Below are 23,224 nucleotides of genomic sequence, written 5' to 3'. Positions count from 1 at the left end.
ACACCTATGTCGTTAAGTCAGGACATTCTCGCCGAGCTGGCGGAAATTAAACCCGGTTCCCCTCTGGCAGAGGCGCGCGCCACGCGTGATGCCGCCACGCGCCACGCGCAGGGCAGCTACGAAATTCTCTTTAGCCAGCAGAATGCTGATTTTGCACTCGACGAGCGCTTCGCCGTGGCGGCAAAAGTCGCCAGGTGGCACAGCGCGGAGGCGCTGGCCGCGCACTATGCGGGGTTTGGCCTGGCCGATCCCACCTCAGAACGCCTGACCCCGGCGCTGAACTTCGCGCGCCTGCTGACGTTCTCCCCCGTCGAAGCGACGCCCGCAGCGTTAAAGGCGCTGACCCAGGCGGGATGGAGCAAGGAAGGCATTGTTACCCTGGCGCAGCTTATTGCGTTTGTGAGCTTCCAGAGCCGACTCATCACCGGGCTGCGGCTGCTGAATGACAGGCCCGTCGCCAAAAGCGATGCGCCGGTGGCGGCAGGCATCTGGCACACGACCGCAACAACGGTCACCGGAAAGGCGGCCCCCGTCGCGTTCACCCAGCAGGAGCTGGGATGGGAACCGTGGATAGCGGCCAAACCGCTGGCGGATTTCAGTGACGATGAGGTTGCCATCCTGGCGAAATTTGGCCATACCGATTCCGAGTACTTCCGCCTGCTGGCGCGCAACCTGCCGGTGCTTGAACAGCGCACGTTAACGGATAAAGGCATTTTTTATACATCGGGGGGATTGCCGCGCGCCGAGCGCGAGCTGGCCGCAACGGTAGCCAGTAAAATCAACGGCTGCATTTACTGCGCATCTGTCCATGCGCGTAAAGCCAGCCAGCTGTCAAAGGATGACGCGGCGGTAGAAGCCCTGCTGGCCGTGAGGCCGGGGCAGCCCCTGAGCGAGGGGCAATCCGCACGCTGGCAGGCGGAAATCGATTTTGCGGCGGCGCTGTCGGTCACGCCGCCTGCCGCCACGCCGCTGCACCTTGCCGCGCTGGAAAAAGAGGGGCTGGATACCTTAGCGCAGCTCGATCTGGTGCAATCCGCCGCGTTCTTCGCCTGGGCCAACCGCCTGATGCTGACCCTGGGTGAGCCCTGGCTTGCCTGAAGCCTGTCAGGCTAGCGCGCGAGCGTTAGCCTGAGCCCGTCTGGCCCGCAGGTGACCGTAGATCAGCAGTGCACTCATGGCTGAGAAAGAGAGTATTGCCGCCGGCAGCGTGACGTAACGCCAGCTAAAGCCGAGGACAATCATCATTCCGCCAAAGTACGCGCCAATCGCACTGCCGAGATTAAACGCCATCTGTCCCCCTGCCGCCCCCAGCATCTCACCGCCCTTCGCATTTTGCAGAAGCAGAATTTGTAGCGGCGCAGAGAGCGCGAACAGCCCGGCACAGCAGATAAAGCCCATTATCAGCGAGGCCGTTTTCAGTTCACCAAAGGCGAAAAGCAGCAGCAGCGAGGCGACAATCACCATATCGGTGGTGGCCGCAATGCGCAGCGGGCTAAAACGCCCCGAGAGCTTACCGCTCAACAGATTGCCCAACACCATGCCAAGCCCCATCAGCATCATGATGGCCGTCATCATCCCTTCTGAATAACCGGAGACGTTGACCATAAACGGCTTAACGAAGCTGAACCACGCGAACACCCCGGCGTTGCCAAACATGGTGGCGGCAAAAATCAGCCAGGGTTCTGGTTTTTTCAGAAAGTGGAACTGCTCGGTTAATTTGATTTCTGATGTGTCGCGGATGTCCGGCACCCAGAGCAGAACCGAAAGGATCACCAGCGCATCGAACACGGCAATCAGAAAAAAGGTATAGCGCCAGCTAAACTGGTGCCCGAGCCAGGTCCCCAGCGGAACGCCCATCAGGTTGGCCACGGTCATGCCGGCGATCATCCCAGCCACCGCGACCGTCACCTTACCCGGAGGCGCAATTTTAGACAGGATAATCGCCCCGACGCCAAAAATAGCCCCGTGCGGAAAGCCGGAAATCAGCCGCCCCACCGCCAGCCAGAAATAGGACGTGGAAAACGTGAACAGGGCATTGCCGACAGCGGACATCGCCACCAGAAACAGCAGCGTGGTCTTTAACGAAAACTTGCCTGAGAACAGCGCCACAATCGGGGCGCCAATCACTACGCCGAACGCATAAAACGAGATCATATTCCCGGCGGAGGGAATCGAAATACCGGTGTCATGTGCCAGCTCGGTTAACACGCCCATAATGCCAAATTCGGCCATTCCCAGGCCAAATGTGCCAAGCGCCAACGAAAAAATTGTCTTTTTCATACTTCAACCACTGGTTAATCACACGCGACGGACATTATTGAATAATCTTGTATGGTGAGCCAGTTCAAATCCGTTGGCTGGCAGGTTAATCCATTAATTCAGGTGGATTACACTTCATAGTGCGGCCTCGCTTTTTTCCGCGCCGGACAATCTGAGGATGACCATCATGGGAAGCAAAAAGAAAACCAGTGTCGCTGTTGATGTCGTAAAGAATGCTCCGTTAAAGACCAAAGAGTACGAACAAGAGCTACGTCGCCTCCACGTTGAACTGGTTAAGCTCCAGCAGTGGGTTGTCGCCAAAGGGCTAAAGGTGTGTATTGTTTTTGAAGGACGCGACGGAGCGGGTAAAGGCGGCACCATTAAAGCGATCACCGAGCGCGTCAGCCCTCGCGTGTTTCGCGTTGTTGCCCTCCCTGCACCCACCGAGAAAGAGAAAACCCAGCTCTATTTTCAGCGTTATGTTCCCCATCTGCCTGCCGCCGGGGAGATCGTCATTTTCGACCGCAGCTGGTACAACCGCGCGGGTGTCGAGCGGGTAATGGGATTCTGCACCCCCGAGCAGGTTGAGAAGTTTCTTGATGGTGCGCCGGTGATGGAAAAAGCGATGGTGGATGCCGGGATTATCCTGCTGAAGTACTGGCTGGAGGTCACGCCTAAAGAGCAGGAGCGCCGCCTGCGCGACCGTATTAACGATGGTCGTAAAATCTGGAAGCTATCGCCGATGGATATTAAATCCTTTAACCTGTGGGACGAGTATACCCTCGCGCGCGACGCCATGTTTGAAGCGACAGATACCGCCTGGGCGCCGTGGTTTGTAGCGCGTTCAGAAGATAAAAAACGCGTGCGCCTGAATATTATTTCTCACCTGCTCACCCAAATTCCCTATAAAGAAATTCACGTCGAAAAAGTGGATTTACCGAAACGTAAAATTGGTAAAGTCAAACCCACAAAATATCCGTTCCGGTATGTGGAGGAGCGGTTCTGAAATTACTGGAATAGGCCTCGCAGAATGTAGATTACCAGGGGATACGGTATTGTTTTTTGTTGGCTGCGGTTGATAATGACCGCACCAACAAAGGAGATACTATGACATACCCAGCAGAGCACACCCCCACCCAACGCATAAAATCGGCAAAACCGTCGAGCAACACCGCACCAGACTCCGCTGACCCGCGTCAGCCATCAGAAGCGGATCGTTCATTTATCCGCTCAATGAATGAGTTTGTCGAAAAACATGGAACCATTACTGATGATGAGTTTTTCAGGGTGCTTTAATGCTGAGACAATTTAATGTTTTCCGAAATACATCTGCGGCCACCCGGGATAAGCTTCCCTATTATATGCTCATTCAGGATGATTGTTATGATGATCTTGCCACGCGCGTCATTGTGCCGCTCGCGAGAAATAATAAATTACCGTTATGGCAGAGCCATCTGGCTCCAGGCGTAAATATCGATTTTGAAACATTTCTGATTTATTCGCCAATGATAACCAACCTTAACAATAACAAAATAAATCCTAAAGACTTTGCTTGTAACTTACGCAACGCACGTCATGACGTTATAGCGGCAGTTGATCGTTTATTGACTAATACATGACGCCAGCCGGTCAGGCATTTGCCCTGTCTGCGCAAACTCAGCGCCGCCGGGCAAAGCCGACGGCGCAGGTCTTACTTCATTCCTTCCGTGCTTTCCTGTTTCGCTTCCAGTCGTTCCACTTCACGATACCAGCGCGGGTGGTGTTTCTGCGCCCAGCGGCGGCTCACCTTCCCTTCAATCATCCCTTTAATCGATCCCTTTACCCAGAACGCCATATACATATGGATCAGGATGGCGTGGATCAGAATGATGGCCGAGGTGGCGTGGATCAGCAGCGCGTAGCGAATCACCTGAATCGGGAAATAGTGCGCAAAATACGGACGCCAGATAATCACGCCGGTCACCAGCAGCACAAAAATCATGCTCATGATGGTCCAGAACATCATCTTCTGCCCGGCGTTGTATTTTCCCACCTTCGCGACCTTATGCTCGTTGCCCTTCAGGACTTCGACGATCCCTTTCACCCACGGGATATCCTGCCTGTCCGGGATGTTGTGGTGGACAAAGCGCACGAACATAAACATCAGCACCACGAAAATCAGCACGCCAAAGAACGGGTGCAGAATGCGCCCCATCTGCGGCGTGCCGAAGGTTTCGGTCAGCCACTGCAGCGTCGGGAAGAAGAACGAGATCCCCGACACCGCCACCAGGAAGAAGCAGATCACCACCGTCCAGTGACAGGCGCGGTCGATAAACTTTGTGCGCACAATCTTTTTCGACTTACTCATGGTGTTCCTCCTCGTCGTCATCCACCTCTTTGTTCGGCCCGATCCCGATGTAGTGATAAATCAGCCCCGCAAAGGTGGCGATAAAGCCCGCCGCCGAGAGCGGCTTAAGCGCACCTTTCCACAGGTTGATGGAGGTATCGATCGCCGGATCCTTCGGCAGGTTGTGGTACAGCTCCGGCTGGTCGTTATGGTGCAGCACATACATCACGTGCGTACCGCCCACGCCCTGTGGGTTATAAATGCCCGCATTCTCGTAGCCGCGCGCTTTCAGCTTGTCCACGCGCTGTTGCGCCACGTCCAGCATCTCTTTTTTGGTGCCGAAGTGGATCGCCCCTGTCGGACAGGTTTTCACACACGCAGGCTCCTGCCCGACGCTGACGCGGTCCACGCACAGGGTGCATTTGTATACCCGGTTATCCTCTTTATTGAGGCGCGGGATATTAAACGGACAGCCCGCGATGCAGTACCCGCAGCCGATGCAGTTGTCCTGCTGGAAGTCGACGATACCGTTGGCGTACTGAATAATCGCGCCGGCAGACGGGCACGCCTTCAGGCAGCCCGGATCTTCACAGTGCATACAGCCGTCTTTACGGATGAGCCATTCCAGCCTGCCGTTCTGCTCGGTTTCGCTAAAGCGCATCACCGTCCAGGATTTGGCGCTCAGATCCGCCGGATTGTCGTAGACCCCCACGCAGTGCCCCACCTCGTCGCGGATATCGTTCCACTCCGAGCAGGCCACCTGGCAGGCCTTACAGCCCACGCAGGAGGAGACGTCAATAAGCTTGGCGACCTCTGCCTTGTAGTCCCGCGCGCGGGGCGCGGGGGTAATCGGGTTGGTCGCGGAGCGTTTGATAACGTCTTGTGTTTCCATCGCCATTGAATCGCTCCTTACGCTTTCTCGATGTTGACCAGAAACGCCTTGTACTCCGGCGTTTGCGAGTTGGAATCGCCGACGTTTGGCGTCAGGGTATTGGCGATGTAGCCTTTCTGCGCCACGCCCTCAAAGCCCCAGTGCAGTGGGATCCCGACGGTTTCCACCTGCTGGCCGTGCACGTTCAGGCATTGAAGACGACGGGTCACCACCGCCACCGCGCGAATAAAGCCGCGCTTACTGCTTACCTTCACGCGGTCGCCGTTGGCGATGCCTTTCGCCTTCGCCAGCGTCTCGCTGATCTCCACAAACTGTTCCGGCTGCGCGATGGCGTTAAGCCGCGCGTGCTTGGTCCAGGTGTGGAAATGCTCGGTCAGGCGATAGGTCGTCCCTACGTACGGGAACTTGTCCTTTTTGCCTAAGCGCAGGACGTCGTCTTCGTAAATACGCACTACCGGGCTGGAGATCACGTTTGGATGCAGCGGGTTGGTGCCCAGCGGCGTTTCCATCGGCTCGTAGTGTTCCGGGAACGGCCCTTCCGCCAGCTTGTTGAGGGCAAACAGGCGTCCCAGCCCTTCCGGCTGCATGATGAATGGCCCGGTGTTGCTGCCCGGCGCGGCGGTGTTGTAGTCCGGGATATCGTTCCCCGCCCACTTCGCCCCGTTCCACTGGATCAGCATGCGTTTCGGATCCCACGGCCTGCCGTTTACGTCTGCAGACGCGCGGTTGTACAGCACGCGACGGTTCAGCGGCCACGCCCATGCCCAGCCCAGCGTATTGCCCAGCCCGGACGGGTCGGCGTTGTCGCGGTTGGCCATCTGGTTGCCCTGCTCCGTCCAGCTACCGGTGTAGATCCAGCATGACGACGCCGTCGTGCCGTCATCGCGCAGCAGCGCGAAGCTGTTCAGCAGCTGGCCTTTCTTCGCCACCAGGTTGCCGCTGGCGTCATAGAGATCCGCCAGCGCCACGCCGTTGTTCTCTTTGGCGACTTCCTCTGACTCAGGATGGTCAGGCTGCCTGTAGCTCCAGCCCATCTTCAGCAGCGGCTCAGCGCCCTTGCCGCCTTCGATGCGGTACATTTCGCGCAGGCGATGGTAAATCCCGGCCAGGATCTCGCCGTCGTTACGCGCTTCGCCCGGCGCATCCTGGCCTTTCCAGTGCCACTGCAGCCAGCGGCCGGAGTTGGCAATAGAACCGTCCTCTTCCGCAAAGCAGGTGGACGGCAGGCGGAACACTTCGGTCTGAATCGACGCCGGATCGACATCGTTCGATTCCCCATGGTTCTGCCAGAAGGTGGACGTTTCGGTCACCAGCGGATCGATAACCACCATGTACTTCAGCTTGCTCAGGCTGCGAACGACTTTATTTTTGTCCGGGAAGGAGGCCACCGGGTTAAAGCCCTGGCAGATATACCCCGTGACGTCGCCCTTATCCATCATGTTGAAATACTTGATGACGTCGTAAGCCTGGTCCCACTTCGGCAGCCACTCAAAGCCCCAGTCGTTCTCCTTCTGCGCCGCGTCGCCGTAGAAGGATTTCATCAGGCTGACGTAGAACTTCGGATAGTTGCTCCAGTAGTTCACCTGGTCCGGCAGCGTCGCTTTCGGCGTATTGGCCTCAAGATACGTTTGCAGGTCGGCCTGCTTTTCCGACGGCAGCGTCAGGTAGCCCGGCAGGCTGGTGGAGAGCAGACCGAGGTCGGTCAGCCCCTGAATGTTGGAGTGCCCGCGCAGCGCGTTTACGCCGCCCCCCGCCATGCCCATGTTGCCGAGCAGCAGCTGGATCATCGCCATGGTGCGGATGTTCTGCGCGCCGACGGTGTGCTGCGTCCAGCCCAGCGCGTACAGGAACGTCGTGGTTCTGTCGGCGGCGCTGGTGGAGGCCAGCACTTCACACACCTTCAGGAAGTCCGCTTTCGGCGTGCCGCAGATGTTTTCCACCACCTCCGGCGTATAGCGAGAAACGTGCTGTTTCAGCAGGTTCCACACGCAGCGCGGGTGCGTCAGGGTTTCATCACGCAGCGCATAGCCGTTTTCATCGAACTGATAGTTCCAGGACGTTTTATCGTACTGGCGTTTTTCGGCGTCATAGCCGCTAAACAGCCCGTCATCGAAGGCAAAATCATCCCGCACCAGCAGGTTCGCGTTGGTGTAGTGCTTAACGTATTCCGCGTTAATTTTGTTGTTTTCGATCAGGTACAGCAGCACGCCGGACAGGAACGTAATGTCCGTACCGGAGCGGATTGGCGCATAGATATCGGCCACCGATGCCGTACGCGTAAAGCGCGGATCGACGACGATAAGCGTCGCATCGTTGTTGTTTTTCGCTTCCATCGCCCAGCGGAACCCCACCGGATGGGCTTCCGCGGCGTTACCGCCCATCACCACCACGACGTTAGCGTTTTTGATATCAACCCAGTGGTTGGTCATCGCACCGCGACCAAATGTTGGAGCAAGACTTGCTACCGTTGGTCCGTGTCAGACGCGCGCCTGGTTGTCTACCGCCAGCATGCCGAGAGAGCGCACAAATTTTTGCGTCAGCATGCCGGTTTCATTACTCGCCGCAGACGCGCACAGCATCCCGGTGGAAAGCCAGCGGTTAACCGTTACGCCCTGGGCGTTCTTTTCAATAAAGTTGGCGTCGCGGTCGGCTTTCATTAATTTGGCAATACGGGAGAAGGCCTCATCCCAGGAAATACGCTGCCACTTGTCGGAACCCGGCGCGCGGTATTCCGGGTAGCGCAGGCGGTTTTCGCTGTGAACGTAGTCCAGCAGCCCCGCCCCTTTCGGGCAAAGCGCTCCGCGGCTCACCGGATGATCCGGATCCCCTTCAATATGGTAAATCGCTTCTCTGGCGTTCTTCGCGCCATCGCCCAGGCTATACATTAAAAGCCCACAACCTACGGAGCAGTATGTGCAGGTGTTACGGATCTCTTTTGCGCGCAGCAGCTTATAGTTGCGTGCCTGAGCCAGCGCCATTTTGGGAGCAAATCCCAGCATGGCTGCCGTTGTTCCGGCCATACCGCCCGCGCAGATTTTAAAAAATTGTCTGCGGCTGACGTCCATTGTTGTCCTCGTTTTCATATAAGACTTCGCGCCGCAAACTAACAGCAAAGCCCCTGTTTTTTTTGCGTCAAATCAAGGTCATCTGCCTTCACCCCCTTAATAGTCACCCCCGGAACCTTTAAATACTCCTTTTTGATTAACGGTTTAAGAGAATAATTGGCGACAGCGTCAGGATGAATGCGATACATTTTTCCTCTGATTTTTATTGCAATGGCGAAGTAATGGACAGAAAGAGAGCAACGCTTATTGGGCTGGCGGCAATACTGTTATGGAGCACCATGGTCGGCCTTATTCGCAGCGTGAGTGAGGGACTCGGCCCGGTAGGCGGTGCGGCAATGATCTACACGCTGAGCGGATTACTGTGTCTGGTGACGGTAGGATTTCCTGATATCAGGCGGTTTTCACCCCGCTATCTTATTGCCGGCAGCGTTTTATTTGTCAGCTACGAAATATGCCTGGCGCTGTCGCTGGGTTATGCCGCCACGCGATCGCAGGCTATTGAAGTGGGCATGGTCAATTACCTTTGGCCAAGCCTGACCATTGTGTTTGCCATCTTGTTCAACGGGCAGAAATCGACCCTGTGGGTGATCCCCGGCTTAGCCGTCTCATTGCTGGGCGTATGCTGGGTATTGGGCGGTGAACAGGGTTTACATCTCGATGAAATAACCCGCAATATCGTCTCCAGCCCGCTGAGCTACGCGCTGGCGTTTGCCGGGGCATTTATCTGGGCCGCCTACTGCACGGTCACCAGCAAATTTGCGAAAGGACAAAACGGCATTACCCTGTTTGTTTTACTGACCGCGCTGAGCCTGTGGGTGAAATATTTCCTGAGCGATCAGCCCGAGATGGTGTTCACGCTTCCGGTGGTCGTGAAACTGGTCATGTGCGGTATTGCGCTTGGATTTGGTTACGCCGCATGGAATATTGGCATCCTTCACGGTAACGTCACGGTACTCGCTGCCGTATCCTATTTTACCCCTGTCCTCTCCGCCGCGCTTGCCGCCGCAGTGCTGAGTTCGCCCCTCTCATTCTCGTTCTGGCAAGGCGCGCTGATGGTCTGCGCCGGGTCGTTGCTCTGCTGGTACGCAACAAGAAAATAATGCTTCTCTAACGGCCGGGCGAATTTCAGCCCGGCAAGATAATTAACATAAATTTAAAGTGTGATCGCTCCTCGCAATATTTATCATAATTATCGCATTTCCGTTTAAATTCGGTTTATATTTACCGTCTTCTGTAAACGGCCGAAAAGATAATTGACACAAACTGACAACACCATGAAATTAATTAACTGCGAATATTAACGTCATGGATAGCATTAAATGCAATAATTCATTTCTGACGTGTTCATGGCAATATTCGCAATATACGTCGTGATTTACCCCTAACCTACTGTTCTTAAGTCAAAACAATAATAATAACCCCCTCAAAGCATCGACAATACCGAAATCTAACGCAATAGACTAAAACACGCAGAAATTATAGCGATAGCAATAGTCCCGCAGAATACACAATTATCAATCGTATGAAATTCGGTCGCATTGTTTGAATAATCGCCTTTTTGCACGATCGAGATCACACTAATTGAAATTATCTCTAATATTTTGAAACTTATTATTGAAATAAGACTACGAGATTTTTAAAAATAGCATGCCATTGACGAACAGCCTCGTTTAGAAATCGTTTACAGTGGTTCAGGAAATACTCAAAAAAAATTATAAGGAACATTTAAGATGAAACTTAAATTAGTTGCAGTGGCAGTCACTTCCATGCTGGCAGCAGGCGTTGTTAACGCTGCCGAAATTTACAACAAAGACGGTAACAAGCTGGATCTGTACGGTAAAGTAACAGGTCTGCACTATTTCTCTGATGACGCTGGCGCAGATGGCGATAAAACCTACATGCGTATCGGCTTCAAGGGCGAAACCCAGGTTAACGACCAGCTGTCCGGCTACGGCCAGTGGGAATACCAGATTCAGGGTAACAAAGACGAAGGCGACAACCAGTCCTGGACCCGTGTGGCGTTTGCAGGTCTGAAGTTTGCTGAAGCAGGCTCCTTTGATTACGGTCGTAACTACGGCGTAATTTACGACGTGACCTCCTGGACCGACGTCCTGCCAGAATTCGGCGGCGACACCTACGGTGCCGACAACTTCCTGCAGTCTCGTGCAAACGGCGTTGCGACCTACCGTAACCAGGACTTCTTTGGTCTGGTTGACGGCCTGAACTTTGCTCTGCAGTATCAGGGCAAAAACGGCAGCGTAAGCGGTGAAAACACCAGCGGTCGCAGCCTGCTGAACCAGAACGGCGACGGCTACGGCGCGTCCCTGACTTACGATCTGGGTGAAGGCTTCAGCGTGGGTGGCGCAATGTCCTCTTCACGTCGTACCGCTGACCAGAATGCGGCTGGCGTATACGGTGAAGGCGACCGCGCTGAAGTGTACAGCGGTGGTGTGAAATACGACGCAAACAACATTTACCTTGCTGCACAGTACTCTCAGACCTATAACGCAACCCGCTTCGGTACCTCTAACGGTAATCGCAGCGACATCTACGGTTTTGCAAACAAGGCGCAAAACTTCGAAGTTGTGGCTCAGTATCAGTTCGACTTTGGCCTGCGCCCATCCATCGCTTACCTGCAGTCCAAAGGTAAAGACATCGAAAACTTCGGCGACCAGGATCTGGTTAAATACATCGATGTTGGCACGACCTACTATTTTAACAAAAACATGTCCACCTATGTGGATTACAAAATCAACCTGCTCGACGACAACCAGTTCACTCGCCAGGCAGGCATCGGTACCGACAACATCGTTGCGCTGGGTCTGACCTACCAGTTCTAAATCTTGTCTGTACAAAAGCCAGCTTAATAAGCTGGCTTTTTTTTTATCCGTCACTTTTACCCGGCTGACGGCTCCCCGCTCGCCGCCCGACGCAGCCAGTTTTGCAGCAACTTACCGTCCTCGGTCATCTCCGAATCCGAACGCACGCAGAGGTGATAGTCGCGCCCGTCATCAATGGGTAAGTCAAATATCTTCACCAGCTCGCCGCTCTCAAGATAAGGCGCGATCAGCGGCTCGCGCATCAGCGCGCAGCCCAGCCCGGCCTGCACGCCCGCCAGCGTTAACAGCCCGTCTTCAAACAGGGGGCCGCTGCGCCGCAGAGCTCGTTTTACCCCCTGCAGCAGAAACCACTGCGGCCACGTGGTGCGCTCTTCATCATGCAGCAGCGGCATTTGCAGCAGTTGCTCAGGCGTGTCGATATGGCCATGAATGCGCAAAAACGCGCGGCTGCACACCGGCACCATCTGTCCGGAAATCAGCTTTTCGCTCTGATAGCCCGCCCACTGGCCGTTACCAAAACGAATCGACATATCCGACGCATCGCTCAGATAGTTACGGTGGTTGGCATACACTACGTTGATCTCGGTCTGCGGATTGGCACGCATAAAATCAGGCAGACGCGGGATAAACCACCCCATGCCAAAAAGCGGGATCAGGCTGATGGTGACCTGACGCGTTTGCGCCTGCTCGGCCAGATGCTCCGTTGCCTGGCGCAGCACGTTAAACGCCGCACGGATCGAACGGTAATATTCCCGTCCGTGCTGGCTCAGCACCAGCCTGCGCCCCTGACGCGCCGTCAGCGGCATTTGCAGATACCCTTCGAGCACCTTGAGCTGATGGCTGACCGCCGACGGTGAGATATCCAGCTCCTGCGCGGCAAGCGTGACGCTGCCCAGCCGGGCGATGGCCTCAAAGGCACGGACGGCCCGAAGCGGCGGATCGTTTGCCAGACGGCTGTCTGCATACGCAGGCAAACCCGCCAATTGTTCTGTTTTATTCATATGTTGATTTCTTTAGGCTTTTCACCAGAGAACGCGATTACATTATCTTCATATAAATCATTAAGATAAAACAATAGCGGTTTATCATAAGAAATAATATATGTGTATTTTACAATTAAATTCATTTATCGGATGGTAGCCGCAGAAAGAAGACTTTGCGGGAACAGACGTTGGATACACTCATACAACAATTGATCAACGGTGTGATGCTGGGCAGCATTTACGCGCTGATCGCGCTGGGCTATACCATGGTGTATGGCATCTTGCGCATTATTAACTTTGCTCACGGCGATATTCTGATGGTCGGTGCGCTCACCACCCTTTCCGCCATTAACGCCCTGAACACTACCTTTCCTCACATGCCGCTGCTGTTGCAGCTTGGCGTTGCCCTGGCGATTGCCATGGCCGTTTGCGCCCTGCTGGCAATGGCCGTAGAGCGCTTTGCCTACCGTCGACTGCGCAACGCCCCGCGCCTGGCACCGCTTATTTCGGGTATCGGCGTCTCGGTCCTGCTGCAAACCGTGGCGATGATTATCTGGACGCGCAATCCGCTGATGTTCCCGCAGATCCTGCCCATGGAACCGATCGCCGTAACGTCGGGAAGCGAACTGCATCCCCCCGCCATTGTGACCGTCACCGGCATTGTTACCGTGGCGCTGGCGCTTGCGGTGATGACGGGGCTATGGCTGCTGGTGGAATACACCCGCCTGGGCCGCGGCATGCGCGCCGTGGCGGAAAACCCGCGCGTTGCCACGCTGATGGGGGTTAACCCCAATGCCATTATTACCCTGACGTTCGCCATTGGCGGCGTGTTCGCCGCGCTGGCAGGCGTCATGATGGCCAGCAACTACGGCAACGCCAGCTTCTCGATGGGCTTTTTGCCCGGAATAAAAGCCTTTACCGCCGCCGTGCTAGGGGGCATAGGGAACATTCGTGGCGCCATGATTGGCGGGATCCTGCTCGGCATTATCGAAGCGCTGGGCGCAGGTTACCTGGGTGAACTGACCCACGGCGTCTTCGGCAGCAACTATCAGGACGTCTTTGCCTTCATGGTCCTGATCCTGGTGCTGGTCTTCCGTCCGGCAGGCCTGCTGGGCGAGCGCGTAGCGCACAGGGCGTGAGGGAAACAATGACAACGCTTCAACTAGAAACCCCGGCGGCGACGCGCAAATTCTGGTCAGGCATGATTCTGTTCTGCCTCGCGCTGCTGGTTGCTCCCGTGGTGGCCACGCAGCTTGGCGGCAACTACTGGGTGCGAGTTATCGACTTCGCCCTGCTCTACATCATGCTGGCGCTGGGACTCAATATTGTGGTGGGCTATACCGGCCTGCTGGATATGGGGTTTATCGCCTTTTACGCGGTCGGCGCCTATCTCGCCGCGCTGATGGCCTCGCCACACCTGCTGGAGGTTTTCCCGATCCTCAACGTCTGGTTCCCGGACGGGCTGCACACCTCATATCTGCTGATTATTCCGCTGGCGGCGCTCGTCGCTGCGGTCTGCGGCATTTTACTGGGCGCTCCCACGCTGAAGCTGCGCGGGGACTACCTGGCGATAGTGACCCTCGGCTTTGGCGAAATCATCCGCATCCTGATGCGCAACCTCGACCGTCCGGTGAACATCACCAACGGTGCAAAGGGCATTACCGGGGTGGATACGCTGAATCTGTTCGGCCTGAAGTTTAGCGGCGTATACCACTGGTTTGGTTTCAAAGTGCCCGCCCTGTGGCTGTGGTACTACCTGCTGATGCTGGTGATTGTGGCGATTATTTTTGTCTGCCTGCGCCTGCAGCATTCCCGTATTGGCCGCGCCTGGCACGCCATCCGTGAAGATGAGGATGTGGCCCGCGCGATGGGCATCAACGTGCGTAACTATAAGCTGCTGGCCTTTGGGATGGGTGCCTCTTTTGGCGGCGTGGCGGGTGCCCTGTTCGGCGCGTTCCAGGGCTTTGTCTCCCCGGAATCCTTCACGTTACAGGAATCCATTGCCGTGCTGACGATGGTGGTGCTGGGCGGGATGGGACACATTCCGGGCGTGATCCTCGGCGCGATACTGCTCACCGCCCTGCCGGAACTGCTGCGCAGTCAGGCAGCTCCGGTTCAGCAGGCGCTGTTCGGTACGGTACTGATTGACCCGGAAGTGCTGCGTCAGCTGTTCTACGGCCTGGCGCTGGTGCTGGTCATGCTGGTGCGTCCTGCCGGGATCTGGCCGGTACGCCACAAGGAGGTGAATACATGAGTCTGTTAACCGTACGCAACATGTCCAAACGCTTCGGCGGGCTTACCGCCGTGGATGACGTTTCGATCGCCGTGAACAAGGGCGAGATCTACGGCCTGATTGGTCCTAACGGGGCGGGAAAAACCACCTGTTTTAACCTGATCACCGGGCTTTATCCGGCGGACAGCGGTGAATTTTCCATTGCAGATAAGCCCTATTTCCCAAAGCACATTGAGAAAGTCACCGCCGCCGGGATCGCGCGTACCTTCCAGAACGTGCGCCTCTTTAACGACATGTCGGTGCTGGAAAACGTGATGGTGGGCCGCCACGTGCGCACCCGCAACGGCCTGTGGGCCGCGCTGAGCCGCCACAAACGCGCTCGCGAAGAAGAGAAACAGACCCGGGAACTGGCCTGGCACTGGCTGGAGTACACCGGCATTGCGAAGTTCGCCCACTACCGCGCCTGCGATCTGGCGTATGGCCATCAGCGACGTCTGGAGATTGCCCGCGCGCTGGCAACGGATCCGCTGCTGCTGGCGCTGGATGAACCCGCCGCCGGGATGAACGCAGCGGAAAAAGTGGCGCTCGGCGAGCTGCTTATCCGCCTTCGCGATGACGGCAAAACCCTGCTGATGATCGAACATGACGTCAAGCTGGTGATGGGCATCTGCGATCGCCTGACGGTGCTTGATTACGGCAAAACGCTCGCCAGCGGCACGCCGGAGAGCGTGCGTCGCGACCCGGCGGTGATCGCCGCCTGGCTTGGAGGCAACGCCCATGTCTGAATTACTGAAGGTGGAACGTCTGGACGTGCATTACGGCGGCATTCAGGCCGTACGCGATGTCTCTTTTACCCTGCGCGAGGGCGAACAGGCTACGCTGATCGGCGCTAACGGCGCGGGGAAAAGCTCCACCGTGCGCGCCATTACCGGGCTGGAAAGCTTTAGCGGCCGTATTGAATTCAACGGTAAAGCGGTGCGTAAGCACAGGCCCGAAACCCTGCTCCGTGACGGTCTGGTGATGGTCCCGGAAGGCCGGGGGATCTTCTCCCGAATGACGGTGCTGGAAAACCTGCAGATGGGCGCCTGGCTCAGGCGTGACACTGTCACCGTTAAGCGCGAGATGAACGAGATCTTCGAGCGCTTCCCGCGCCTGGGCGAACGCCAGCATCAGCTCGCCGGCCTGCTGTCCGGCGGTGAGCAACAGCTGCTGGCCCTTAACCGCGCCCTGCTCAGCCGCCCGCGCCTGCTGATCCTCGACGAACCCTCGATGGGCCTCGCCCCGAAGATGGTAGAAAACATTTTTGCCGTCATTGCCGGCCTGCGCGAGCGCGGCGTTGCCCTGCTGCTCATCGAACAAAACGCCCGTCTCGCGCTGGAAGTCACCGACAGCGCGTGGGTGATGGACAGCGGCAGCATTGTTCATCATGGCGAATCGAAAGCGCTGCTCAATGACGACCAGATTGCACAGATTTATTTGGGCGAAATGCCCGTTTAACAACACCAGCCAACATCAGGGAAATACAATGAAAACAGTAAAAATCAGTGCGCTTAGCGCCGCTATCCTCCTCGGCAGCTTTGCCTCGACGGCCGCGTGGGCAGCCGACGGCGAAACCGTGGTTATCGGTCTGGCAGGCCCGCTCACCGGCCCGTCTGCACGTATCGGTAAGGACCTGGAGAACGGCGCGCAGCTGGCCATTGACGACATTAACAAGCAGCACCCGACCATCGGCGGCAAAGCGGTGACCTTCAAACTGCAGTCCGAAGACGATCAGTCCGACCCGCGCACCGCCGTGGCCGTGGCGCAGCGTCTGGTGGATAGCGGCGTGGCGGGCGTTGTCGGTCACTGGAACACCGGAACAAGCATTCCTGCCGCACGCGTCTATCACGATGCGGGCATCGCACAGGTGGCACCGGTCGCGACCGGCCACGCCTATACCAAACAGGGTTTTGATACCAGCTTCCGCGTGATGGGCCACGACGACGATGGCGGTCAGTTTGCCGGTCAGTACGCGGTCAATACCCTCAAAGCCAAACGTATTGCGGTGATCGACGACCGTACCGCCTTTGGTCAGGGACTGGCGGACCAGTTCATTAAATCCCTTGAAGCGCAGGGCGTGAAGGTTGTCGATCGTCAGTACGTTGATGACAAAACGGTGGACTTCAGCGCCGTGCTGACCGCCATCCGGAGTAAAAACGCCGATCTGATCTTCTTCGGCGGCGTCGACAGCCAGGCCGCACCGCTGGCGCGTCGTATCAAACAGCTGGGCATGAACGCCACCCTGATGGGCGCAGGCGGATTTGTCAGCCAGACGTTCCTGCAGCTGGCGCAGAAAGAAGGCGAAGGCGTTGTCGCCCTCGAACCAGGCCTGCCGGTTGAGCAGATGCCGGGCGGTAAAGCGTTCGAACAGGCGTACCAGTCACGCTACCACACCCATATCGAACTGCACGCCCCGTTCGCCTATGACGCCACCCGCGTGCTGGTTGCGGCGATGGAAAAAGCAGACTCCGTTGAGCCGTCCGACTATCTGCCCGCCCTGCGCGCCATCAGCTACTCCGGCGTCACCGGCCAGATCGCGTTTGATAAAGAAGGTAACCTGAAATCGCCGTCGTTCACCGTTTACAAAGTTGTCGACGGCAAATGGCAGCCGCAGACCGTGCTGGGTGGCGCAAAAGCGAAGTAACGTAGCGAGGGCAATGTGATGAGTGATAATAACGAGCTGGGCATTCTCGCCCGCCGCAAAATTGAAGCAGAAATTATTAAGCCAATTTATGAAATCCTGGTGCGCGAGATAGGGAAAACCCGCGCCCAGGCGGTCATTGGCGAGGCCATTGAGCAGGCCGCGATTGACGCTGGCAAAGCGTTTGCCAGCAAAGAACCCAACGGCGCGGACGTCAAGAGCTTCATCGCCCTGCAGTATCTGTGGGAGAAAGATAACGCCCTGGACGTGAAGGTGATCGACGCCGACGACCAGCAGTACAACTACAACGTGACCCGCTGTCGTTACGCGGAGATGTATCACGAAATGGGGCTGGGCGAGATTGGTCATCTGCTCTCCTGCGCGCGCGATGAAAAATTCATCGTTGGCTATGCGCCTGACGTGAAGCTGACCCGCACGACCACCATCATGCAGGGCGGTTCGTGCTGTGATTTCCGCTACCGCAGCAGTAAGGACAAAACATGATCCGCGTCAACGCCGAACGGCTGTGGTCAACGCTAGAGATGATGGCGCAGATCGGCGGCACGCCCGCCGGCGGCGTGACCCGCCTGGCGCTGAGCGAGGAAGACCGGATTGCCCGTAACCTGCTGCGCGACTGGGCGCTGGACGCGGGTTTCACCTGCGAGGTCGACAGCATGGGCAATATGTTTATCCGTCGCGCGGGGAAAAAACCGCAGCTTGCCCCGGTCATGACGGGTTCACATTTGGATACCCAGCCGCTGGGCGGTAACTACGACGGTGTTTACGGCGTGCTGGCCGGGCTGGAGCTACTGCGCACCCTTAACGATCATAACGTTGAGACCGAGCGTGACGTTGTGCTGGTGAACTGGACTAACGAAGAAGGCGCGCGCTTTGCGCCAGCTATGCTCTCTTCAGGGGTCTGGACGGGACAGTTTAGCGAAGCGTACGCCCATGCCCGCGCGGATAACGATGGCATCACCGTGGGCGAAGCGCTGGATAGCATTGGCTACCGGGGTGAAACCCCTGCCCGCGCGTTTCAGGTTCACGCCTGCTACGAACTGCACATCGAACAGGGCCCGATCCTGGAAGATGAAGCCATTGATATCGGGTTAGTCCGCGCGGCAATGGGCCAGCGCTGGTTTACCCTGACGCTGGACGGATTCGCCGCCCACGCGGGCACGACGCCGATGCACAGCCGCCGCGACGCACTGACCGCCTTCGCAGAGCTGGCGCTGAAGGTGGAAGAGATTGGCTACCGGCATGCGCCGGACGGACGCGCAACGATCGGTATGGCGAAGGTTACGCCAAACTCGCGCAACGTCGTGCCGTCTCGCGTGGAATGCAGCGTTGAGTTTCGCCATCCTATGCAGCAGGCGCTGGAAACCATGGAAGCGGCGCTGCATAAGGTGGCTGAAAGCCTCAGCCTGCGCGGCGTCGCGGCTGCCGTTGAGCGCATTTTCGACTACGCGCCCATCGCGTTTGACGCCGAATGTCTGGCGCGTTCAGAGAAGGCCGTGGCGGAACTGGGCTATTCGTCGAAACCGATGGTCTCCGGTGCGGGACATGACGCCTGCTATGTCAGCAAAATGGCGCCCGCCAGCATGATCTTTATCCCCTGCGTGAAAGGCATCAGCCATAACGAAGCGGAAAGGATCCTGCCAGATTGGGCGGAAAAAGGGGCGAACGTGTTATTGCATAGCGTCCTGTCCGCGGCCCTTGAGAGATAGAACGGTGCGAAAGCAGAGGACCTCTGCTTTCGCCAGAGTCTACACGGCAACGCGTCGGCTGATTTCGACAACCCGATCGCTGGGAAGGTGATAGTGGTTGATGACGTGCGTGCAGTTGCGCTTCATGAACGCAAAGATGTGCCGTTGCCAGGCCGCCATCCCTGCCTCACCCTCGCCTGCCACAATGGTTTCATGCCCGACATACCAGGTAACGTCATCCGTGGCGAAAAGCGCGTTAATCTCGCTGACACCCTGCAGCAAACGCGGGATGTCCGGATGTTCCATAAAGCCATACTGGGCCACGCCGTGCCAGTAGCCCGGCGCGCGCTGCTCTACCCTGATGCGTTGTTCTTCCCCCACGTAGGGCACATTCAGAATATCAATGGTAAGCGACAACACATCCTGCTGGAGCGCCCGGTTTCGCGCGACGTGCCAGCGCATGACCGGCGGGATATTGTTCTGTGTCCGGGTCAAAAAGACGGCGGAGCCCGCCACTCTGGGCACCGTTTTTTGCTGAAGCTGGGCAAAGAACGCATCCACGCTGACGCCCTTCTCGCCCACCGATGCGGATACCGCCTTAATGCCGCGGTGCCAGATCAGCATCACCGTACAAATAGCGGCGGCCATCAGCAGCGGAATATAGCCGCCCTCCAGGACCTTAATCAGATTGGCAAACAAGAAGGTGGCATCAATCACCAGAAAACAGAGGGCAATCACCGCGCTGCTGGCGAGGCTCCAGCGCCACACTTCGCGCATTGCCACAAACAGCAGCCCCGTGGTCATCAGCATGGTTAACGACACGGCAATGCCGTACGCGGCGGCGAGCTTATCGGAGGATTTAAAGAACACCACCAGCCCGATGGTCACCCCCATCAGCAGCCAGTTGATTATCCCGATATAAATCTGGCCGTAGCTTTCCGCCGCCGTCTGCTTGATGCGCAATCGGGGTAACCAGCCAAGCTGTATGGCCTGGCGCGTCATGGAAAAAGCGCCGGTAATAATCGCCTGACTGGCGATGACCGTCGCCAGCGCGGCAAGAATGATGAGCGGAACCTGCAGCACCGGCGGACAGAGCGTATAGAAAAGGTTTTGTTTGCTGTCGGCACCGGCCAGAATCAGCGCTGACTGGCCGGCATAGTTGAGCAGCAGCGAAGGAAAGACGATGCCGTACCAGGCAAGCCAGATGGGCTTTTTGCCAAAATGCCCCATGTCTGCATACAGGGCCTCGGCCCCCGTCACGCAGAGAAAAACGCCGCCCAGGACCAGGAAACTGGTGTACCCGTTCGAAAACAAAAACGCGATGCCGTACGCAGGGTTGAGGACCAGCAATACCGAGGGGTGTTGTACGATCCCCCGCACGCCCAGGGCAGCAATCGCCAAAAACCAAACCGCCATGACCGGGCCAAATATTTTCCCTATTCGCGCAGTGCCAAAAGGCTGAAGAAGAAACAGCCCCAGCAGAACCGCCACCGTCAGGGGTAATATGTACGGCTGAGATTCAGGAATGACCATCTCCAGCCCTTCAAGGGCAGAAAGCACGGAGATAGCCGGGGTTATCGCGCCGTCACCGTAAATTAAAGCGGCGCCGATAAGGGCGGAAAAAATAACCCAGCGCCCGCCTTTGCCTTTCTCCACCAGAAGCGACATTAAGGCCATGATGCCCCCCTCGCCATGATTATCAATTCGCATGGCAAAGGCGGCATATTTTATGGACGTTACCAGGATGAGTGTCCAGGTAATCAGGGAGAGCAGGCCCAGTATGACGCCGGGCGTAGGGTCATGCTCAGAGAGCGAAAGCACCGTGCGGAAGGTATAGAGCGGGCTGGTGCCGATATCACCAAAAACGACGCCCAGCGCGCCCCCTGCAAGCAGGGTTAACCGGGAGAGCGGTTGGGACGGTTCACTGCTGTGGCGAGGGCTCATATTTTCCAGCAAGAGTCAGATAATCCTTTAAAAAACATAGCCCATCTGCCCCACCCGCGCCAACCGCGCGCCCTGTATTACTGCGGCCTGGCCTTCGCCAGGCTGAACCAGATCCCCACTGCCAGCAACAGCAGCATTCCGCCCGCGCTGCCCAGCGCCACGCTGTGCGAGGTGATAAACGCGCTTTTCGCCGCCTCAATCACCGACTCCGCCAGCGTCGGGGTCAGATCCTGCGCCACCTTCATCGCCTCACCAATGGATGACGAGGCTTTATCTGCGAGCGAGGCGTTCAGCCCCTGCGGCAGGTCAATCGACGCCGAGAAGCTGCGGGTCAACAGCAGACCAAAGATGGCGATCCCCAGCCCGGCGCCCAGTTCATAGGACATGGTTTCAATGGCCCCCGCGGCGGCGGCTTTCTCTTTCGGCGCAGCGGCCATAATCGCCGAGGTCGAGGCCAGCAGCGCGCTGGCGGCGCTAAAGCCGAGCAGCACCATCAGGGCAGAAGCCAGCAGCTGCTGCGTGCTGAAATCAAGCATCGACAGGCCGATAAAGCTAACGGCGCTGAGCCCCATTCCGCCAGCCGCGACGATGCGTAGCCCTAATCGCCCCACCAGCACACCCGCGATCGGGCCGCTAAACCCGCTCGCCACCATCAGCGGCAGCATGAACATTCCCGCTTCAAACGGCGTAAAGCCATGAACAAACTGCAGCTCCTGGGCCATCAGCAGCTCAAACCCGACCAGGGCAATCATGGCGGTCATCGCCATCACCACGCCGCTCAAAATGATGCGATGGCAGAACAGACGCATGTCGATCATCGGCACGCGGGCGCGGAGCTGAATACGCACGAAGATAAACAGCAGCACCGAGCCGGTAACCAGCGCGGACGCGACCACCCACGGCGACAGTGCGCCTTTGAGGGCTGTTTTTGCGCTGTAGACCAGCAGCAAAATCGCCACTATCAGCATAATGGCATGGCTGATATTCAGCGGCTGCTCCGGGCGTCCCTGCTGAGGAGGCACAAAACGCGCCGCCAGCGAAACCACCACCAGCACGATCGGTACGTTGATTAAAAACACCGAGCCCCAGTAGAAATGCTCGAGCAGCATACCGCCAATCAGCGGGCCAAACGCCGCGCCACCGGACCCAACCGCGGCCCAGACGCCGAGCGCAATATTACGATCCCGCGCGTCGATAAACAGCGTACGGATCCCAGCCAGCGTGGCCGGAATAATCATCGCCGCGCCGATTGCCAGCGAGGCGCGCGCCGCAATCAGCCACCCTGCTGAAGGGGCAAACGCTGCCGCCAGCGACGACAGGCCAAACAGCGTGCTGCCAATCATGAGCAGTCGTTTAAAACCAATGCGGTCACCCAGGGCGCCCATCGGCAGCACCATTCCCGCCATGACCAGCGAGTAAATATCGATGATCCACAGCAATTCATTGCCGCTGGCGCCCAGCGTCATGCTCAATGTCGGCGCCGCCACGTGCAGCACCGTCGCGTCGATCGCCACCGGGATATACACCAGCACGATAATCACTAACGCTAACCACTGACGAAACATAAATTTCCTTTTGTTTTAAAACATGGACACATGTCCAGGATGCGATCCTACGTAAAGTTGAACGCATGTCCAGCTTTTTGTTACACTCGTTTCATTCCCATTGAGAGTGAGTAAACATGCGATATCTAAGCAAGGATGAACGGCGGGAAGCCATCTTACAGGCCGCCATGCGCGTGGCGCTGGCTGAAGGACTGGCTGCAATGACGGTACGCCGTATTGCCGCCGAGGCCGGAGTCGCCACCGGCCAGGTGCATCATCATTTTACGTCCGGCGGCGAGCTAAAATCGCTGGCCTTCGTACGGCTAATTCGCGAGCTGCTGGATGCGGATGTCGCGGGTAAACAGGCCGGCTGGCGGGAGCAGCTTCATGCCATGCTCGGCAGCGATGACGGCAGGTTTGAGCCCTATATTCGCCTGTGGCGTGAAGCGCAGATCCTGGCCAGCCGCGATGCCGACATCAAAGGTGCCTATGTGATGACCATGGAGATGTGGCACCAGGAAACGGTGGCGCTTATCAAAGCGGGAACGGAGGCCGGGGCATTAAAACCGGGCGATCGAGCGGAAAATATTGCCTGGCGCTTGATTGGTCTGGTGTGCGGTCTTGACGGAATGTATATCTTAAACATGCCCGAAATGGACGAAGCCGCCTTTAACAACCATCTTGATAAATTAATCACGCTCGAGTTGTTTTCTAGCCCGTCTCAGCAGTGATGTTGCCGGGTAGCGGCGACG

The 23,224-nt window shown here is 57.2% G+C and carries 21 protein-coding genes; 14 read left to right on the top strand and 7 right to left on the bottom strand.

The window, feature by feature from the left end:
• Positions 1-6 precede the first annotated feature (6 nt).
• A complete protein-coding gene (locus AC27FC_RS03975; RefSeq protein WP_196354332.1) occupies positions 7-1,098 on the top strand; it encodes an alkylhydroperoxidase domain protein in 1,092 nt (363 codons plus the stop codon).
• 6 nt (positions 1,099-1,104) lie between these two features.
• Here the strand turns inward: AC27FC_RS03975 and araJ are convergent, their stop codons facing one another.
• A complete protein-coding gene (araJ, locus tag AC27FC_RS03970; protein ID WP_033145636.1) occupies positions 1,105-2,280 on the bottom strand; it encodes an MFS transporter AraJ in 1,176 nt (391 codons plus the stop codon).
• Positions 2,281-2,446: 166 nt separating this feature from the next.
• On the opposite strand from araJ, the gene ppk2 reads away from it, so the two are divergent.
• The 3 genes from ppk2 to AC27FC_RS03955 all read left to right on the top strand — a co-directional run bounded on the left by ppk2 (position 2,447) and on the right by AC27FC_RS03955 (position 3,878).
• Entirely contained in the window at positions 2,447-3,265 is an 819-nt protein-coding gene (ppk2, locus tag AC27FC_RS03965; protein ID WP_033145639.1) for a polyphosphate kinase 2, read from the top strand.
• 101 nt (positions 3,266-3,366) lie between these two features.
• Positions 3,367-3,555, top strand: coding sequence for a hypothetical protein (locus tag AC27FC_RS03960; protein ID WP_073000601.1), 189 nt, complete (start codon positions 3,367-3,369; stop codon positions 3,553-3,555).
• Entirely contained in the window at positions 3,555-3,878 is a 324-nt protein-coding gene (locus tag AC27FC_RS03955) for a CcdB family protein (protein WP_196354331.1), read from the top strand. The genes AC27FC_RS03960 and AC27FC_RS03955 overlap by 1 nt, the downstream gene beginning before the upstream one ends.
• Positions 3,879-3,949: 71 nt before the next feature.
• On the opposite strand, the gene fdnI is transcribed toward AC27FC_RS03955, so the two are convergent.
• The 3 genes from fdnI to fdnG are packed head-to-tail and all read right to left on the bottom strand — an operon-like array spanning position 3,950 to position 8,542.
• Positions 3,950-4,606: a formate dehydrogenase-N subunit gamma gene (fdnI, locus tag AC27FC_RS03950; RefSeq protein WP_196354330.1), complete on the bottom strand. Its 657-nt coding sequence runs from the start codon at positions 4,604-4,606 to the stop codon at positions 3,950-3,952.
• Positions 4,599-5,483 (bottom strand): formate dehydrogenase subunit beta, encoded by an 885-nt coding sequence (gene fdxH, locus AC27FC_RS03945; protein ID WP_196354329.1) that lies wholly within the window; start codon positions 5,481-5,483, stop codon positions 4,599-4,601. Before fdxH ends, fdnI begins: the two co-directional genes overlap by 8 nt.
• An 11-nt stretch (positions 5,484-5,494) precedes the next feature.
• On the bottom strand, positions 5,495-8,542 hold the full coding sequence (gene fdnG / locus AC27FC_RS03940) for a formate dehydrogenase-N subunit alpha (protein WP_126327662.1): 3,048 nt from the start codon (positions 8,540-8,542) through the stop codon (positions 5,495-5,497).
• Positions 8,543-8,763: 221 nt separating this feature from the next.
• Here fdnG and yddG point away from each other — a divergent pair, with 221 nt between their 5' ends.
• Positions 8,764-9,642: an aromatic amino acid DMT transporter YddG gene (gene yddG, locus AC27FC_RS03935; protein ID WP_033145645.1), complete on the top strand. Its 879-nt coding sequence runs from the start codon at positions 8,764-8,766 to the stop codon at positions 9,640-9,642.
• A 630-nt stretch (positions 9,643-10,272) separates the two neighbouring features.
• The gene (locus AC27FC_RS03930; protein ID WP_033145646.1) at positions 10,273-11,382 is read left to right on the top strand and encodes a porin OmpC; all 1,110 of its coding nucleotides are present in this window, start codon (positions 10,273-10,275) and stop codon (positions 11,380-11,382) included.
• Between the two features lie 56 nt (positions 11,383-11,438).
• Here the strand turns inward: AC27FC_RS03930 and AC27FC_RS03925 are convergent, their stop codons facing one another.
• A complete protein-coding gene (locus AC27FC_RS03925; RefSeq protein WP_196354328.1) occupies positions 11,439-12,383 on the bottom strand; it encodes a LysR substrate-binding domain-containing protein in 945 nt (314 codons plus the stop codon).
• A 170-nt stretch (positions 12,384-12,553) separates the two neighbouring features.
• Here AC27FC_RS03925 and AC27FC_RS03920 point away from each other — a divergent pair, with 170 nt between their 5' ends.
• Genes AC27FC_RS03920 through AC27FC_RS03890 form a run of 7 tightly spaced genes read left to right on the top strand, consistent with a single transcriptional unit; the run spans position 12,554 to position 19,005 of the window.
• Complete coding sequence (locus tag AC27FC_RS03920; RefSeq protein ID WP_196354327.1) at positions 12,554-13,504, top strand: branched-chain amino acid ABC transporter permease; 951 nt, start codon at positions 12,554-12,556, stop codon at positions 13,502-13,504.
• A gap of 8 nt (positions 13,505-13,512) precedes the next feature.
• Complete coding sequence (locus AC27FC_RS03915; RefSeq protein WP_196354326.1) at positions 13,513-14,619, top strand: branched-chain amino acid ABC transporter permease; 1,107 nt, start codon at positions 13,513-13,515, stop codon at positions 14,617-14,619.
• Positions 14,616-15,383, top strand: coding sequence for an ABC transporter ATP-binding protein (locus AC27FC_RS03910; protein ID WP_039262838.1), 768 nt, complete (start codon positions 14,616-14,618; stop codon positions 15,381-15,383). The genes AC27FC_RS03915 and AC27FC_RS03910 overlap by 4 nt, the downstream gene beginning before the upstream one ends.
• Positions 15,376-16,095, top strand: a complete 720-nt coding sequence (locus AC27FC_RS03905) for an ABC transporter ATP-binding protein (protein WP_143346953.1) — start codon at positions 15,376-15,378, stop codon at positions 16,093-16,095. Before AC27FC_RS03910 ends, AC27FC_RS03905 begins: the two co-directional genes overlap by 8 nt.
• 28 nt (positions 16,096-16,123) lie before the next feature.
• Positions 16,124-17,281, top strand: coding sequence for a branched-chain amino acid ABC transporter substrate-binding protein (locus tag AC27FC_RS03900; RefSeq protein WP_196354325.1), 1,158 nt, complete (start codon positions 16,124-16,126; stop codon positions 17,279-17,281).
• An 18-nt stretch (positions 17,282-17,299) separates the two neighbouring features.
• Complete coding sequence (locus AC27FC_RS03895; protein ID WP_032656897.1) at positions 17,300-17,782, top strand: L-2-amino-thiazoline-4-carboxylic acid hydrolase; 483 nt, start codon at positions 17,300-17,302, stop codon at positions 17,780-17,782.
• Positions 17,779-19,005, top strand: coding sequence for a Zn-dependent hydrolase (locus tag AC27FC_RS03890; protein ID WP_196354324.1), 1,227 nt, complete (start codon positions 17,779-17,781; stop codon positions 19,003-19,005). Before AC27FC_RS03895 ends, AC27FC_RS03890 begins: the two co-directional genes overlap by 4 nt.
• Positions 19,006-19,044: 39 nt before the next feature.
• Here AC27FC_RS03890 and AC27FC_RS03885 read toward each other — a convergent pair whose 3' ends face one another.
• A complete protein-coding gene (locus AC27FC_RS03885) occupies positions 19,045-20,928 on the bottom strand; it encodes a potassium transporter Kup (RefSeq protein WP_196354323.1) in 1,884 nt (627 codons plus the stop codon).
• Positions 20,929-21,005: 77 nt separating this feature from the next.
• Positions 21,006-22,493: an MFS transporter gene (locus AC27FC_RS03880; RefSeq protein ID WP_087822647.1), complete on the bottom strand. Its 1,488-nt coding sequence runs from the start codon at positions 22,491-22,493 to the stop codon at positions 21,006-21,008.
• A 116-nt stretch (positions 22,494-22,609) separates the two neighbouring features.
• Between AC27FC_RS03880 and AC27FC_RS03875 the strand changes: the two genes are divergently transcribed.
• Positions 22,610-23,203 carry a TetR family transcriptional regulator gene (locus AC27FC_RS03875; RefSeq protein WP_196354322.1) on the top strand — a complete coding sequence of 198 codons (594 nt, stop codon included), beginning with the start codon at positions 22,610-22,612 and terminating at the stop codon, positions 23,201-23,203.
• Positions 23,204-23,224 lie beyond the last annotated feature (21 nt).

The organism is Enterobacter sp. C3_dUdeg, assembly GCF_057536195.1.
The sequence above is the reverse complement of the archived record's forward strand: the minus strand, read 5'-3'. Positions and strand labels throughout refer to the sequence as shown.